Below are 15,862 nucleotides of genomic sequence, written 5' to 3'. Positions count from 1 at the left end.
GCAGCATTTACCTTTCCCTCAACGCTTCGCCGGCGTAGTTGATCGGCTTCATCAGGTAATCGAACACGGTCTTCTGCCCGGTGCGGATATCCACCGTGGCGATCATGCCGGGCACGATGGGAAAGCGCGTGCCGACCTGATTGACCAGAGCATCACCATCGGTGCGGATGAACACCCGGTAATACACGCTGTCCGGTTTGGCTTCGTCACGAATGGTGTCTGGCGAGATCAGCGTTACCTGGCCGTCGAGACCGCCATACACCGTGTAGTCATAGGCGGTGATCTTCACCTTGGCCGGCTGGCCGGGGTGGATGAAGGCGATATCGCGGGGTGAAATCCGCGCCTCGACCAGCAACTGGTCACCCAGCGGGACGATTTCCATCAGCCGTCCGTTGGGCGGAATCACGCCACCCCGGGTGGTGATTTCTATGTCCTTGACGATGCCGCGCACCGGCGAGCGTATGGTCAGGCGCCTCAGGGAATCGAAGCGACCACGCACCACCGACTCCAGCGACTGCGCCTCGGCGCGCGCCTTGGCCAGTTCCTCGCGCGCCAGGATCATGTACTCGGAACGGGTGTCGCTGGCCTTGAGTTCCAGCTCGGATATCTGCCGCCGCAGGCGCAGCACCTCCACGTTGCTGGCCGCGCCGATCGCCATCAGCGATTCGGTGATGGCCAACTCCTCGCGCACCAGCTCCAGGGATTTGCTCACCCCCGCCAGCGTCTGGCGGAGGCCCTCGCGGCGGGTCTGGTAAAGGCGCGTTTCGCTGGCGACCAGGTCGGGATAGGCGTCCAGCTCGGCGGGAAATTTCAGCGGCGTGCCATTGACTTCCGCCTCCAGGCGCGCCACCGAAGCCAGGGTGGCGCGGTAGCGTGCGGCGCTCTCCTCGACGTTCGATTCGGTCTTGGTCAGGTCCATTTGCGCCAGTACCTGGTCGGCCTCGACGATATCGCCCTCACGCACCAGCAGATCGAGCAGAATGCCGCCTTCCAGCGACTGGATGACCTGCTCGCGGGAGATGGGAATGACCCGGCCATCGCCGGTGGACACTTCCACCACCTCGGCGAACCAGGACCAGACCAGCAGCGCGGCAATCGCCAGCGACGACAGCCAGGTGATCCGCGTGGCGCGGTCGATGCTGCTGTCGTCGACTTCGTCGTTGTAGTGGCCCTGCGCGCCAGCCTGTCCGGCCACCGCTGGCATGGGGGCAGCGGTGCGCACGGCTCCTCTGCGCCGCAGCTTGATCAGTGGGTTTTTCATGACTCGCTCCGCGTCACGGTTTCAGCTCGCGCCGCGCCACCCTGCGCCAGCCGGCCGAGAATCTGCTGCTTGCTGCCATCGCGCAGTATCTGGCCGTTGTCGACCACGATGATGCGATCCACCAGGCTGAGGATGCTCTGGCGGTGGGTGGCGACGATCAGCGTGCGCCCCTCCAGCCAGGGACCGAGGCGCTGGATGAAGCGCTTCTCGGCCACCTCGTCGAACGATGCCGTGGGTTCATCCAGCAGCAATACGCGGGGCTGGCGCACCAGCAGCCGTGCCAGCAGCAGCGTCTGGCGCTGGCCGCCGGACAGTCCCAACCCGCCTTCCTGGATCATGTGGTCGAGACCGCCCGGCAGCCTCTGCACCACCTCGCCAGCGCCACTGATATCCAGCGCGGACAGCAGTTCCTCGTCGCTGGCATCCGGCGCGCCAAGCAACAGGTTGTCGCGCAGGGAGCCATGGAACAGGCGGGCGTTCTGGCCCATCAGGCTGAGGTCGCGACGCACATCGGCGGGGTCGATATGCGCCATCCGCACGCCATCCACCACGATCTCTCCGGCCGACGGCTCGACCATGCCCGCCAGTGCCTGCAGCAGGGTCGACTTACCCGCGCCGTTGCGCCCCAGCACCGCGATGCGCTCGCCCGCTGCAATATCCAGCTGCTCGACGCGCAGCGCCGGCGGCGCCCCCTCGCCGTACTGGAACACAGCTCCACGCAGGGCAAAGTTGCCGGCAATGTGCGGACGGTGGATACGGCGTTCGGCGCCCGGATCATCCACCGTCAACGCCATGATGTTGTCGAGACTGGTCAGCGCCAGCCTGGCCTGCTGCCACTTGCTCAGCACCTGGGTGACCTGGGACATGGGCGCCATCATCCGCGACGCCAGAATCGAGGCCGCCACCAGCGAGCCGACCGTGAGATCGCCGACCATCACCAGCGGCGCGCCAAACAGCACCACCAGGGCAAACACGCCGTTCTGCAGGCTGTAGGTCCACACACCCAGGGTATTGACGAGAAAGCGCAGCCGCAGGTTCACATCGGCGGTCACCGCGTTGTAATGGTTCCACTGGCGCTGGAAGCGTTGTTCCGCCTGCAGGCTCTTGATATCGTCCGCCCCCTGCACCGACTCCACCAGCATCGCGCTGCGCAGGGAGGATTCGCGCATCGCCTCGCTGGCCAGCCGCCGCAACGGCCCCTGCATCAGCAGACCCGGGATCACCATCAGCAGCAGCGCGACCACCGGCACCCATACCAGCGGGCCGGCGATGTACCAGAGGATGCCGCAGAACAGGAAGAAGAACGGCAGGTCCGCCAGCGCCGTCACCGTGGTCGAGGTCATCAGTTCCCGTACGTGCTCCAGCTCGCGGATCTGGGAAATGAAGGTGCCGGTGGAGCGTGGGCGCTGGCTGTTCTTGATGCGCAGGGCGTGACCGAAGACCCGGTCGGAGGCGACCATGTCGGCGCGCTTGCCCACCAGGTCGGTGATGCGCACCCTGGCGCAACGCAGCATAAAGTCGAACAGCATGGCGACCAGCACGCCGCCGAACAGCACGTAGAGCGTGGCCATGGACTCGGCGGGAATCACCCGGTCGTAGACCTGGCGGGAAAACAGGATACCGGCCAGGGCCAGGATGTTGGCCATCAGCGACGCCAGCAGCACATGGCCGTAGGGCCTGAGATCTCCCAGGGCGATGTCGCGGAACCAGTGGGGCTGATAGGGCTTGATGTAACCGTCCACCCGGGCATCGGGCACCGCCCGCGCCGGACGCAGCACCACCATGGTCCGCGCACGGGCCAGCAACTGCTCGCGGGGCAGCGTGCTGCGCAGGCCGGCATCGCCACTCAGCAGCACGCTGAGCCGACCGTCGCTGGCGATGGCTTCCACCACCGCCACCTGGCCGTCATCCAGTTCCACGGCCAGCGGCAGGCGCCAGGGCGTCAACTGGCCCGCGTCGAAGGCGCTCACCCGGCAACTGAGGCCGATCTGGCGCGCCAGAGCGCCAAGCACTTGCGCCAGCGGGCGCCCCTCCGACCAGGCGGCCTCCAGGCGGATATTCTCCTCGGAGCAATCCAGTCGGTAATGCCGCGCCACCGCCAGCACGGCATCGATCCAGGGAGCGAAAGCGGCACGCTGGCCGGCAAATGACGACTGCTCGGTCATGATCGTACCTCTGTGCGGTTCACTATTCGGCGGTTCAGCGCTTCACCGGCGCGGAACATCTCACGCAGTCCGCCAACGCTGTAAAGACAGTCGATCTGCAGGCTGCGCAGATCGAACAGGGTGTTCTGCTTGTCCACCTGGGTCTGGAAGATTTCCTGCTCGGTGTTGAGGATATCCAGCAAGGTGCGGGTCCCCAGCGACAGATACTGGTGGCGGTACAGCTCCTGGGTCTTGACGATGCTGGCGTGACGCCCGTCCTGCAGCGCCAGACTGGAGGTCAGGCTGAGCGAGCGGTCACGGGTTTCCCGGTAGAGCCGCGACAACTCCAGCAATGCCCGGTCCCGGGCTGCGGTGGCGCTGTACAGGGCGTGCTCCGCAGCGCGGCTGCGGGCGCGCAGGGCACCGCCCTGGAACAGGTTGCTGGTCAGGTTGAGGCTGACGACAAACTCCTGGTCGTCGAGTTGTTGCAAACCATCGGTGTCGCGATTCAGGTAATGCTCGAAATCCGCACTCAACGACAGGGTCGGGCGCTGTTCGGCCCGGGCCTGCTGGATCGCGGCCTCGGCCTCGGCGCGCTCGGCTTCGGCTAGGACTATCCGGGGCGCGCTGTCGAAGTTCTCCGGCAGGCGCGGACACAGCCCCTCCAGTGGCTCGGGCCAGCTATCGTCCAGGGTCAGCGGCTGCTGGCTGCCGATCAGGTTTTCCAGGGCGCGATGCCACTGGTCGCGCTGGGCCTGCATCTGCAACTGTGTGGCCCGCGCCGACTCGCGACGCGACTTCGCCTGCATCTGATCGGACGCCGTGGCGGCACCCAGCGCCGAACGCTTGGCCGCCATGGCTTCCAGTTCGGCAATGGCGTCGATCTGCTCCCCGGCCAGCTCCAGCAATACCTCGTAGCGCCGCGCCTCGATGAACGCCTTGCTGGTTTCGCGGATCAGGTCTTCCGCTGCCAGCAACACACTGGCCTGTTCCCGATCCACCCCGCGCGTGGCCGCGTCCACGGCGCTGGACACCTTGCCAAAATCGTACAGCATCTGCGACGCGGAGACGCTCAGGGCTTCCTCGGAGCGCCCGGTGGTGTGGCGATAGCCGCTATTGATGCCGGTTCTCAGCTGCGGCCAGTAGCCCGCCCGTGCAACGCTGACCTGTTCCTGTTGCGCATCGAGACGACTGAGGGATTCGACGATAGCGGGATGCTCATTCAGGGCGCTGCGTACCGCATCGAACAGCTGCAGCTTGCCAGAGCGGTCGGGGGTGAGTGAGGTAGCGCTGGGTATGCTCAGCGGCAGTGGGAGCGATGCCGGATCCGCGCTGCCGGCGCTGTATTGGGCCAGGCTTGCCGGTGGTACTGCTGTAGCCATGCCGTCGTGCGACGGGATCCGCAGGGTGTCCGAGGGAGTGGCGGCAGGCTCCGTGCTGGCCGATCTAGGGCTGACCTCGCGGCCAGCATCGCCCCGGGGCAGGGCTTCTACAGGGTCAAGGTGTGCTGGAAGAGGTTTAATCAGAGCGCTTGCAACCAACGGCTCAATGACCTCGGTTTGCTCAACGGACTCGATCTGCTCTGCAGCAAGCTGAGTGCTGTCAGCTGGTGTTGTGGGAAGCGCGCCTCGCGACGACGGCGTGCGCAGGACGCCCGAAGGGCTGCCGGCAAACTCCATGCTGGCGGATTGCGCGCTGGCATTGGCGCCGGCATCGTCCCGGAATGGGGCTCCTGCAGGGTCAGTTCTGGTGGCTTCCTGTCCGGTTTGACTGGCCACCAGATCCACCAGCGACACCCTCGTTACCTCCCCCGCTTTGCCCTCTACAGCCGCCTTCTCGACAAACTCCACCAGCGAGAAAGACAGCACCCGCCGCTCGCCGGTCTGCCTGACAGCAGAGTCGGCCTGTGCGGAAGGCGGATTCTGCACCACCTGCACCGGAGTATCCGCAGTGCTGACAGAGGCCTCATCGTTGACCAACCTGGCGAACTCCGCCACCGACAGGGCAGGCAACGACGGCGCCTGCCCTGCCTGATTTTCCGTTTCAGCAACGGCGACCGAGCTGCCCGCCGATAACAGAAACCCAACCGCAAATGACAACCTTGACTGCCACATCCTTATCGTCCCAGCTCTGTTCCCGGCAACGTTACCGGTAACGACGAATGGCGCCGGGTTTTCACCCGGCGCCATTGCGCTTTCCTCGGTCAACTGACGTGCAATAGAGTTTACATCACTGACAGATGCTGCTGGGACAAGAGGTCGTCGAGACTGGACGGCTCCAGTACCAAAGCCAGCTCGGCAGGGGCAGGCACTGCGGCCAGAACCGTATCCTCGGATACTTGCTGGTCGACCTCTTGCGCTGCCTGCTCATCCACTACAGCCTCGGCATCCTCCTGGACTCGCTCCGCCAGCAGCTCTTCGAGCAGCTGATCCACCAGCGTATCCTGCTCCGCTGCGCCGCCCAGCAAATCGCTGATCAGGCTGTCGTCCAGCGCCGCCACTGCCGGCAGGTCTTGCGCCTCTGCCAGGGTATTGCCGGATTCGAACGCGGTCTCTGCAGCTGCACCAGCGCCACTCAGGATATGGTCGAGCAGGCTGACTTCGCCAGACAGCTCATCGGCTACGGCCAGCCCTGCGTCATCCGGCGCACCGGCTGCCAGCAGATCGGCTTCACCCAGCTCCGTGCTCAACAGCATGCCGTCCTCGGCGGTGGCGCTGAGCAGGCTGAACGCGGCAGCCTGGGCGCCGGCGGCATTGGTGCCGCCGCCAAGCAAGCCACCCAGCAGACCGCCGAGCAAGCCGCCAACCAGACCATCCGGGCCCAGCAGACCATTGAGCAGACCGCCGACCAGACCCTGGTCACCGAGCAGGCCGCCCAACAGACCACCCAGCAAGCCACCCAACAGGCCGTCATCGCCGAGCAGGCTGCCCAGGATGCCACTGGTATCCACATTCTCGCCCACCAGACCATTGCCAACCAGGCCGGTGAGCAGGCCACTGACCAGGCCGTTCTCGCCGACCAGCACATCCAGCAGGCCGCTGGCACCCTGTTCGGTGTTCAGCAGGCCACCAAGCAGTTTGCCGATCAGGCCGTTTTCGCCCAGCAGGCCGTCGAGCAGACCGCCAAGCAGGCCAGTCTCGCCCAGAAGTTGCTCCAGCAGCGGGATATCCACCAGGCCGTCGCCGGTGAGCAGGCCGCCGAGCAGGTCGCCACCCAGCACGCTGTTCAGCAGACCGGTGATCAGGCCGTTCTCGCCGAGCAGACCGTCGAGCAGGCCGAGCCCGTCGCCGCCACCCAGCAGGCCGCCGAGCAGGTCGTTGTCACCGCCCAGCAAGCCATTGAGCAGGCCGCCGATTACACCGTCCTCACCCAGCAGCGTGCTCAGCAGACCCGCACCATCGCCTTGACCCAGCAAACCGCCAAGCAGGCCACCGTCACCGCCAAGCAGGCCATTCAGCAAGCCACCGAGCAGACCGTCTTCGCCAAGCAGGGCACCGAGCAGATCACCCGCCGGCAGGCCGCCCTCACCACCCAGCAGACCGCCACCGAGCAAGCCGTTCAGCAGACCGGTGACTAAACCGTTCTCGCCCAGCAGCCCATTCAGGATGCCATCGCCGCCGAGCAGGTCGCCACCGAGCAGGCCATCACCCAGCAGACTGTTCAGCAGGCCGGTGACCACACCGTTCTCGCCCAGCAGAGTGTCGAGCAGACCGTTGCCGTTCTCTCCGCCCAACAATCCGCCAAGCAGACCACCGCCCAGCAGGCCACCGTCACCGCCCAGCAGACCGTTCAGCAGGCTGGTGACCAGGCCCTGTTCACCCAGCAGGCTGTCCAGTACACCGCTGCCCAGCAGGCCGCCGTTCTCTCCGCCCAGCAGACCGCCAAGCAGATCACCGCCCAGCAGGCCGCCGAGCAGGCCGTCCTCGCCGAGCAGACCGCCCAGCAGCCCCTCACCGGTCAGGCCATTCAGCAGACCACCGCCTTCACCGCCCAGCAAGCCGTTGAGCAGGCCGGTGACCAGACCCTGTTCACCCAGCAGGCTGCCCAGCAGGTCGTCCAGCAGCTCGTTCTTCAGCAGGCCGTCTTCGCCGAGCAGGCCACCCAGCAGGCCGTTTTCACCCACCAGGGCTTCCAGCAGGCCGGTAACCAGGCCCTGTTCGCCGAGCAGGCCAGCCAGCAGTTGCTCAGGCAGCAGTGTGCCCAACAGTTCATTGTTGCCCAGCAGCCCCTCCAGCAGACCGCCGACCAGACCGTCGCGGCCCAGCAGGCTATCCAGCAGCTCGCCACCCAGCAGATCATCGCCAAGCAAACCACCCAGCAGCCCGTGTTCACCCAGCAGGGCGTCGAGCAAACCGGTGACCAGGCCGTTTTCACCGAGCAAACCAGCCAACAGATCGTCACCCACCAGACCACCTAGCGGCCCGCTCTCACCCAGCAGGGTATCCAGCAGATTGCTCAGCAAGCTGTCCTGGCCGAGCAGACCACCCAGCAGGGCGTTGTCACCACCCAGCAAGCCATCCAGCAGTCCGCCCTGGTCACCCAGCAGGCCCTTCAGCAGGCCGGCCACCAAGCCTTCGCTGCCCAGCAGCGCAGCCAACAGCCCCTGGTCACCAAGCAGGCTTTCCAGCCCCGCGCCACCCAGCAGACTGTTCAGCAAGCCACCGATCAGACCATCTTCGCCGAGCAGGCCGGACAACAGAGCGCTATCAGTCAGGCCACCACCGAGCAGGCCGCCGCCCAACAGGCCGTTCAGCAAGTTGCTGAGCACGCCGTTTTCACCCAACAAACCGGCCAGCGCGTCACTGCTCAGCAGCCCGTCCTGACCCAGAATCGTATTCAGCAATTCCGACACCAGACCGCCCTGACCCAGTAGGGCGTCGATTGCCGGATTATCAATCAGACCGCTGCCGAGCAGACCATGCAGTAGTTGCGTGACTGCGCCGTCCTCACCCAACAACACACTCAGTGGTCCGTTGGCACCCAGCAAGCCGGACTCGCCAGTCAAACCGTCCAGTGCGCCAGTGCTCAGCAGGCCATTGAGCAGGTTGGTCACCAGGCCGTCGTCACCAAACAGCGTACCCAGCAGTTCATCACCCAGCAGACCGTTTTCACCGGTCAGGCCACCGAGCAGGCCGTTTTCGCCTAGCAGGGTGTCCAGCACCTTACCCAGCACGCCTTCAGAGCCGGTCAGCAGCGCCAGCAAGCCGGTCTCCCCCAACAGATCACCGATAAACGTTGACTCACCCAGCAGCTGGTTGATCAGGTTGATATCACCGCCCAACAGGTTCGCCAGCAGCCCACTGAGCGCGCCCTGATCACCGAGCAGCGTGCTCAGCAGGTCACCTAGCACCGTGCCTTCGGCCAGGATATCGCCCAGCAGCCCGCCTTCATCCAGAATGCCACCCAGAATGCCGTTTTCAGCCAGCAGGGCGCCCAGGGCGCTGTTTTCAGCCAGCAGGCCGCCGATCAGGCCTTTCTCGGCCAGCAGGCCACCGACCAGGCTGCCTTCGCCCAGCAGGTCACCCAGGAGATCGGCCAATGCACCGTCTTCGTCCAGCAGGCTATCCAGTGTGCCACCCAGGCCAAGACCCACCAGCACACCACCCAGCAAACCCTCTTCATTCAGCAGGTTGGCAACCCCGTCGGTGACGAAATCAATCTGCCCGCCCAGCAGCTGATTCAGTAGCTCCAGAGCCACATTCTCGCCGAGGAGGTCGGTGACCAGCGGTGCCAGGAGCTCGCTGAGATCATTCCCGAGCCCGCCCAGGGTGGCATCCAGCTGATCCAGACTGTTCGGGTCATCTGGATGGAACTCACCACCCAGCAGCGGCTTCAAGGCATCGTTGAGACGATCCGTCAGACCTTCGGTAGCTCCGATTGCAGGAGCCAATCCGCCATTCAATCCGAGCAGGTCGTCCAGCGCCGGCACCACTGCACCCAGTATCACATCGGCGGGATCCAGCAGCTCATTGCCGTCCGAGTCGGCATCGGCGTCGGCATCTGCATCTGCATCTGCATCTGCATCTGCATCTGCATCTGCATCGGCGTCGGCGTCGGCATCAGCATCGGCATCGGCATCGGCATCGGCGTCGGCATCGGCATCTGCGTCAGCATCAGCATCTGCGTCTGCATCAGCATCTGCGTCGGCATCAGCATCTGCATCTGCGTCGGCATCAGCATCGGCGTCGGCGTCGGCGTCGGCGTCGGCGTCGGCGTCGGCGTCGGCATCAGCATCTGCATCTGCATCTGCATCGGCGTCGGCATCAGCATCAGCATCTGCATCAGCATCTGCGTCGGCATCAGCATCTGCATCTGCGTCGGCATCAGCATCGGCGTCGGCGTCGGCATCTGCATCTGCGTCGGCATCAGCATCGGCGTCGGCGTCGGCATCTGCGTCGGCGTCGGCGTCGGCGTCGGCATCAGCATCAGCATCAGCATCAGCATCAGCATCAGCGTCGGCATCTGCATCGGCATCAGCATCGGCGTCGGCGTCTGCATCAGCGTCGGCATCTGCGTCTGCATCGCCGTCTGTCACCGGTGCGCGGGACGAGCTGTCGTCGTCATCCAGAATGGCCCACAACGCGCCTGCGCCAAGCAATCCGAGCAGCACCCAGGCCCAGTCCGGGATACCCCCGGCGGCAGCAAGCTCGGATATCTCGGCAAAGTCAAAGTCGGCAGCCGCCGAGTTATATTGACCGAGCCAGACTACACCGTTGCTATCCTCAAGTATCAGCTCGCTGCGCTCTTCTTCACCGGGCACGCCAAAGAAGTTCTTGATCAGAATCTTCTCGCCGCTCTTGAGGTTTACCTCCAGGTCATTGCCCACCCTGATGGTCGAGGCCAACTGCTCCGGACCGAAAGGCAGTTTTACAACGCCCGCCTTTTCGAGCGTGATTATGCCGTCCACCGGTAGGCTGACCGAGGAGTCGCCGGATTTTGCAATGATGTCGATTGTGTTGCCTGCCATGCTCAATTACTCCAAAACGAATTTCTAGCTTCTTTAGCGTCGAACCTGTGCACCCGGCATTCCGCGACCTTTCGAGTCGCCAGCACTGGGGCCAGGCATACCCTTCAACGCTGGCCGTAGATCATGATCTGCACGCGCCGATTGGGCTGCAGGCACTGTTTGAGAGATGCTGTAATGGCGCGACCCTGACACTCGACCAGAGGCTCTCTGGCACCGCGCCCTTCGGCGGAAATCAGGCGACCGTCGACTCCTTTGGCAACCAGCCGATTGCGCACGGCCTCTGCACGGCGCTGCGACAGTGCGTCGTTATAGCGATCAGAACCAATACGGTCCGAGTGACCTACAACTACGACGCGGTCAAGCTGCATCCTCTGGCTGAGCACGACATGTGCAGCGAGATCCAGCTCTTTCAGTCCTTCAGCGGAGAGCGTCGCGCTGTCAAAGCCAAAAAGCAGGTCGCTGAACAGGGTGATTTCCTGAAGCTCTGGGACCTCGGGCCGGATCAGCTCCTCATAACGTGCAGTACATTGCGGCCTACGCCACTTACTGCTGGTAACCAGGCCATCAGGGTCAAACGCAACACCGAACTGACACACCAGGTAATCGCCCGCGGAATCCAGAGGCAGATTGACGTTGTAGCGCCACCAGCGCTGGTTGACCTCATCGACCGGAGTCCCCATCAGGCTCCTGACATCATTCTTGCTGCTGCCCGGCACCACCTGGGCAATACTCCGGGGCGCAATGGCTGTGCCTCTGCGCACATAGTCAGGCCCCAGGTCCGTCAATACGCGCTCGACATTATCAAACTCCAATGGACCCGGGGTCTGATTACCCTGATTGCCATTTACGCTCGCGCATCCAGTCAAAAACGCCAAGGCGCACAGGGCTGTTACTTTCATCATGATTCCCATGGGAACTCCATTACTCCAATCAGTAGCCAACGGCGAAGCCTCGCGCGGCCCAATCCCGAACGAGGTTTTCTGCATGCGACCAGAATAGGCAGTATCAGGAAACTATAAATATTGAATTGGTATTAGTCGGATGGCACAAACAGAACAGTGCCCACCCAAGCATCTATACAGCCAAACCAAACAACCCCACACCAACATAACCTTGTATATAGTTGGAACTCATTATTTATATTTCCCCAACAATTCCTTATAATACACGGTGGAACTAAAAGTTCCATGCACACCAGCGATTTCAAGGGATCTGCCGAACGGGCTTTGGCAGCGGGGCAGACGATGCAGCGACAGACAGCAGGGACGAAACAACAAGGCGCGGCCAGTATCGAGTTCGCCTTTATGTTTGTGCTGGTGTTTATGATCTTCTATGGGATGGTTGGGTATTTCATTCCGCTGTTACTAAGTGCCACTTATCACGAACTATCTTCAGAGGCACTCCGCCAGGCAATAAGCCTGAAATACTCGACTCTGGAGCACGCTGATATTCAGCGTCAGGCAAACCGGGTCATCGAGGATTCGTGGTTACCCAATGCCTGGGCGCAGCTATGTCCAGGTTATGAGGCATATCTGAAAATCCACGGCGATACCTGGAGCGCCTGTGTCCGCCACGATAATCCCTCTTCGATCCTGACGCCCATATCGCTGTTTGGTCTGGATCTGGTTCCGTTACCCGATGAGATTCGGGGAGAAGCGACAGTGCTGCTGCACTGACCCCCTCACCCACGCTAATGCTGACCAGGCACACTGCCAAGGAGTTCATCCATGTCCCGCTTCTCCATGCACCTACCACCCAAAATTCATCAGCGCGGTGCATTCAGCATTCTGACGGCCTTCACCCTGTTGGTGCTTCTGCTTTTCCTGGCCCTCGTAGTGGATGGCGGTCGCTTGTACATGGAGCAGCGGAAGCTGCAGAAAATTGCCGATATGGCCGCACTGGAAGCGGTGGCACGTCTTGAAAACGGCAATTGTGCAGCCGAACCCGGCAACGCTGCCGGCTACGCTGACGAAAACGCCCTGCGACACGGCTTCTTACAGAACAGCGGCCAGTCCCTGCTCACCCAGTGCGCCACGGTAACGCCGGGAGATGCCGCAGGCGACGGAAGCCGCATCATTACTGTCGACCCCGGTGGCCGAGCTGTTAAAGTCACTGCCATCAAAAGCGTGCAGAACAGCCTGATAGCGCAACTGCTCGATCGCCTTCCCACTGTTGACTTGAGAGCTGAAGCCACCGCCGTGCGTGAAGCTCCCACTGCCTCATTCAGTGTGGGTGCGCAACTGCTGCGCCTGAATGATAACAAGCTACTCGGCCAGTTGCTGAAAACCGTGGGGCTGAAGCCAGAACATCTGACCGTCCTCGACTCCGATGGTCTGGCCAGCGCTCAAATCACCCCAGCCGGCCTGCTCAAGGCATTGGGCATCAAGGTCGGCATCCATGAGCTCAAGGCTCTCAGTCCTCAGGGACTGGTTGATCTGGTCAATACCGAAGTGGGTCTTCTCGGCCTTGACCGCCTGATCGGTTTATCAGCCCAAGTAGTCTCTGACTCGGTACTATTGGCGCAGTTGGATCTGCTGCGCCAGGGTATTCTGACCAGCCCTATCCTCAAGGATGTCAACCTGCAACTGTTCGGCACCGAGGATCAACCAGGCCTGCTGAAACTGGAATCCAGCCCGGATGGCACCCTGGGCGCCGCACTGGACACCCAGATCAACCTGGGCGATCTTTTGGGTGCCGGTATTCTGATCGGGGCCAATGGTCGAGGCCTGGAAGTGAGCAACCTGAACGTGCTCGGGCTGGCCCAGATCGAGTTGGGGATTGTCGAACCACCTTCCATTGGTATCGGGCCGGTAGGCACCAAGGCCTACAACGCCCAGATACGCCTGTATGTTGGAGTCGATACCAACAAGCTGCTGGGCGGCATTCTTGCCTGGCTGACCGATACCGTACTGGGCACCCGGATCAATCTACCCATCTGGATCGACCTGGTGTCTGGCGAAGGCACCCTGGAGGCCATCCACTGTGACGCCGGAACGCCCACTGCGGATATCTGGGTGGAAACAGACATACTCAATGCCTGCGTCGGCAAGATGCCCGAGGAAGGAAAATGGTCCACCAGCGGCAGCTGCGAAGTTGCCCTGCATGAGGACGAGCTGATCAGGCTGCTGCATATTCCGGTGCTCAGCGGCAAGACCAACATCCCTGCGCTGGCACACGACGACGAGTTACTGGACATGGTTGCAGGTGAAACTCGCTCCACTACTGTCAACCCGCTTGCACTCGGCAACACAGTGGATAATCTGGTCAGTGGTCTGTTGGATCTGCTCAGTGGCCTGTTCCGCAAACCGGTCAACGATGACCCCAACCTGGATTACAGTCAGAAGGCACAAAACGAACTGATAGCCAGACTGGCAAAGCAATACCTGGACGCCACTAAAGTTAATGGCTTCTATAATGTGGACAATGTCACTAGGCTGATCCTGCAAGGTAGCGAGGAGCGCGACGCAAATGGCGAGCAGATTCTGCCTCCTCTGGTAAGCGCAGACTGGGAGATTCCAAACAGTATTCCTGTAAGCTGTGTGCTCGGGGCATGCCCCACAAGTTCGTGGAAAAAAGGAACCTTCACTCAAGCTTTCCATGCTTATACCAGTATTCCGTATGGAGTTCTGGACATTGTAGGCATCCCCACTCTGGGTAAAGGCTACCTGAGCTGCGCGGGACTACTCTCGTCCCTGCTTAATTGGAACAACTGCGTTGAACACAACCTGGCCAAATTGCTGAAAGACAAACCCGACAGTATCAACGTGAGCGACAATGGCGACGGCCAGAGCCTGGCCAACCCCAACAGCAACGAGATCACTTGCTCAGGTGCGTTGTGTATCCTTCTGAAACCAGTGCTGGCACTGCTCAAGCCCATCCTCAACGGCATCGGAGCCCTGCTGACCACTATCCTCGCCAATGCACTCGGCCTGGAATTGGGCCGCACCGATGTCACCGTGCATGCGATCAGCTGCGGCACGCCGCAACTGGTGCGCTAGACATTTCAGGGAATAAAGAATGTCCTTTATCAGATATCGCCAGAGCCGACACCAAGGGAAGTTCGGGCTGCGGCGTCAACAGGGCGCGGTAGCCATCGAGTTTGCCGTGCTGTTCATGGTGTTCTTCGCCGTGCTATATGCCGTCATCGCCTATAGCATCCCATTGCTGCTGACCCTGACCTTCAATCATCTCAGCGCGGAGGCAACCCGCGCGGCGGTCAGGATTGATCCGGCCATTGGGCTGGCGGCCTATAAACAATCTGTCAGCAAAGTTGTGCAAGATACCGTGGACAGCAGTTGGCTGCCGAAGAGCTGGGTAGACGATGAGCGTTGTGCTCCTCCTGCCGATACCGGATTGCAATGGATAAATCTGGAGAGCAGCCATGCTCTTCTCGCAACAGAGACCCTGGGCACCGTAGAACGTATGCAACTGCATGTCTGCCTGCAACGCGAATACAACCGCAACAACGCCATCATCCCGATATTGACCGTATTCGGTGTCGATATTCCCAGCCTGCCCAAGGATAAGGATGGCAACATCACCCTGCGCGGTCGCTCCACCATCCGCCTATAACGCGGGGGGGGGGCAGCACCGCGCTCGGGCGCTACGCACACAGACTTTCAACCGTGCCAACCCCGTCGTCGAGCAGGCGCTCGACAACCCGGGAGTTGTGCTGGCCGGGATGCAATCCGGCCTTCCGGTACTGGCAAACTGTTTCAGCAGCTACCGTCGCCCGCCCAGAGCCAGCGCCAGCAGCGTGCGGTTATGCATATTGGTGGCCCGCAGTACTTGGGAGACATACAGCTTGACGGTATTTTCCGAGATCCCCAGTTCGCAGGATATCTGGTAGTTGGTCAGCCCCTTGGCCAGCAGCTCGGCCACTTCGACCTGGCGGGGCGACAGCGTGGAGTAGCCGGGCAGTTCCACAACTGGTAGCGGATCAACTGTTTCACTGGTGTTCAAGTCACTGACACCCCGCTGTAGTTCCTGCAGTGAATCGGCCATTTCCTTGATCCGCTCGCTGATGATCTCCACCTTCGACGCTGCGCTACGCCGCTTGACGGTAGCCTGCAATCGACGGAGCCCCGTCAGCAACGCATCCAGATCCAGCGGCTTCGGGTAGTAGTCGGAAATACCCGCCCGCAGGGCATCAATGACATCTTCCTTATCCGCATCCCCAGTGAACAGTATGCTTTCAAACACCCGGTTGGCAGACCGGGTTCTGTTCAGCAGCCTGATCAGCTCGATACCATTGATGCCCGGCATCCGGTAATCGCTTAGCACCACGCCAATATTCTCATCTTCATGGAAGAGGTCGATGGCTTCTGTAGAGCTCACACAGCCAACGCATTCAATACCGCAGTCGGTAAAAAATTCGGTCAGTTCTTCGACAATAGAAGGTTCGTTGTCGACAATCAGGATTTTATTCAAATGGTTCATACTGTCCCTGTCCTCGCTCAGCTGCGAGGGGATGCGATGCAATCCAGTCAC

The 15,862-nt window shown here is 61.9% G+C and carries 9 protein-coding genes; 3 read left to right on the top strand and 6 right to left on the bottom strand.

Annotation, left to right across the window (positions count from 1 at the left end):
* Positions 1-7 precede the first annotated feature (7 nt).
* The 5 genes from VF673_RS06695 to VF673_RS06675 form a co-directional block, all read right to left on the bottom strand.
* Entirely contained in the window at positions 8-1,204 is a 1,197-nt protein-coding gene (locus tag VF673_RS06695; protein WP_440291394.1) for an HlyD family type I secretion periplasmic adaptor subunit, read from the bottom strand.
* A gap of 53 nt (positions 1,205-1,257) precedes the next feature.
* Positions 1,258-3,426 carry a type I secretion system permease/ATPase gene (locus VF673_RS06690; RefSeq protein WP_440291341.1) on the bottom strand — a complete coding sequence of 723 codons (2,169 nt, stop codon included), beginning with the start codon at positions 3,424-3,426 and terminating at the stop codon, positions 1,258-1,260.
* Positions 3,423-5,417, bottom strand: a complete 1,995-nt coding sequence (locus tag VF673_RS06685) for a TolC family outer membrane protein (protein ID WP_440291340.1) — start codon at positions 5,415-5,417, stop codon at positions 3,423-3,425. Before VF673_RS06685 ends, VF673_RS06690 begins: the two co-directional genes overlap by 4 nt.
* Before the next feature lie 212 nt (positions 5,418-5,629).
* Positions 5,630-10,372 (bottom strand): BapA/Bap/LapF family prefix-like domain-containing protein, encoded by a 4,743-nt coding sequence (locus VF673_RS06680; RefSeq protein ID WP_440291339.1) that lies wholly within the window; start codon positions 10,370-10,372, stop codon positions 5,630-5,632.
* 104 nt (positions 10,373-10,476) lie between these two features.
* A complete protein-coding gene (locus VF673_RS06675; RefSeq protein ID WP_440291338.1) occupies positions 10,477-11,283 on the bottom strand; it encodes an OmpA family protein in 807 nt (268 codons plus the stop codon).
* Between the two features lie 276 nt (positions 11,284-11,559).
* Between VF673_RS06675 and VF673_RS06670 the strand changes: the two genes are divergently transcribed.
* From VF673_RS06670 to VF673_RS06660, 3 genes are read left to right on the top strand one after another with little or no spacing between them, the layout of a single operon-like run.
* Positions 11,560-12,048 carry a TadE/TadG family type IV pilus assembly protein gene (locus VF673_RS06670; RefSeq protein ID WP_440291337.1) on the top strand — a complete coding sequence of 163 codons (489 nt, stop codon included), beginning with the start codon at positions 11,560-11,562 and terminating at the stop codon, positions 12,046-12,048.
* A 51-nt stretch (positions 12,049-12,099) separates the two neighbouring features.
* Positions 12,100-14,370 carry a pilus assembly protein TadG-related protein gene (locus tag VF673_RS06665; protein ID WP_440291336.1) on the top strand — a complete coding sequence of 757 codons (2,271 nt, stop codon included), beginning with the start codon at positions 12,100-12,102 and terminating at the stop codon, positions 14,368-14,370.
* A gap of 19 nt (positions 14,371-14,389) precedes the next feature.
* Positions 14,390-14,944: a TadE/TadG family type IV pilus assembly protein gene (locus VF673_RS06660; RefSeq protein ID WP_440291335.1), complete on the top strand. Its 555-nt coding sequence runs from the start codon at positions 14,390-14,392 to the stop codon at positions 14,942-14,944.
* 150 nt (positions 14,945-15,094) lie between these two features.
* Here VF673_RS06660 and VF673_RS06655 read toward each other — a convergent pair whose 3' ends face one another.
* Entirely contained in the window at positions 15,095-15,811 is a 717-nt protein-coding gene (locus VF673_RS06655) for a response regulator transcription factor (protein WP_440291334.1), read from the bottom strand.
* Between the last annotated feature and the right edge of the window lie 51 nt (positions 15,812-15,862).

It is taken from the genome of Halopseudomonas sp. Lyrl_26, from assembly GCF_051948695.1.
Taxonomy (GTDB): domain Bacteria; phylum Pseudomonadota; class Gammaproteobacteria; order Pseudomonadales; family Pseudomonadaceae; genus Halopseudomonas; species Halopseudomonas formosensis.
The sequence above is the reverse complement of the archived record's forward strand: the minus strand, read 5'-3'. Positions and strand labels throughout refer to the sequence as shown.

Bases quoted from the DNA above. Each gene is read 5' to 3' on its own strand.
- VF673_RS06695 (WP_440291394.1), bottom strand. From the start codon at position 1,204: ATGCCAGCGGTGGCCGGACAGGCTGGCGCGCAGGGCCACTACAACGAC.
- VF673_RS06690 (WP_440291341.1), bottom strand. From the start codon at position 3,426: ATGACCGAGCAGTCGTCATTTGCCGGCCAGCGTGCCGCTTTCGCTCCC.
- VF673_RS06680 (WP_440291339.1), bottom strand. From the start codon at position 10,372: ATGGCAGGCAACACAATCGACATCATTGCAAAATCCGGCGACTCCTCG.
- VF673_RS06675 (WP_440291338.1), bottom strand. From the start codon at position 11,283: ATGGGAATCATGATGAAAGTAACAGCCCTGTGCGCCTTGGCGTTTTTG.
- VF673_RS06670 (WP_440291337.1), top strand. From the start codon at position 11,560: ATGCACACCAGCGATTTCAAGGGATCTGCCGAACGGGCTTTGGCAGCG.
- VF673_RS06665 (WP_440291336.1), top strand. From the start codon at position 12,100: ATGTCCCGCTTCTCCATGCACCTACCACCCAAAATTCATCAGCGCGGT.
- VF673_RS06660 (WP_440291335.1), top strand. From the start codon at position 14,390: ATGTCCTTTATCAGATATCGCCAGAGCCGACACCAAGGGAAGTTCGGG.
- VF673_RS06655 (WP_440291334.1), bottom strand. From the start codon at position 15,811: ATGAACCATTTGAATAAAATCCTGATTGTCGACAACGAACCTTCTATT.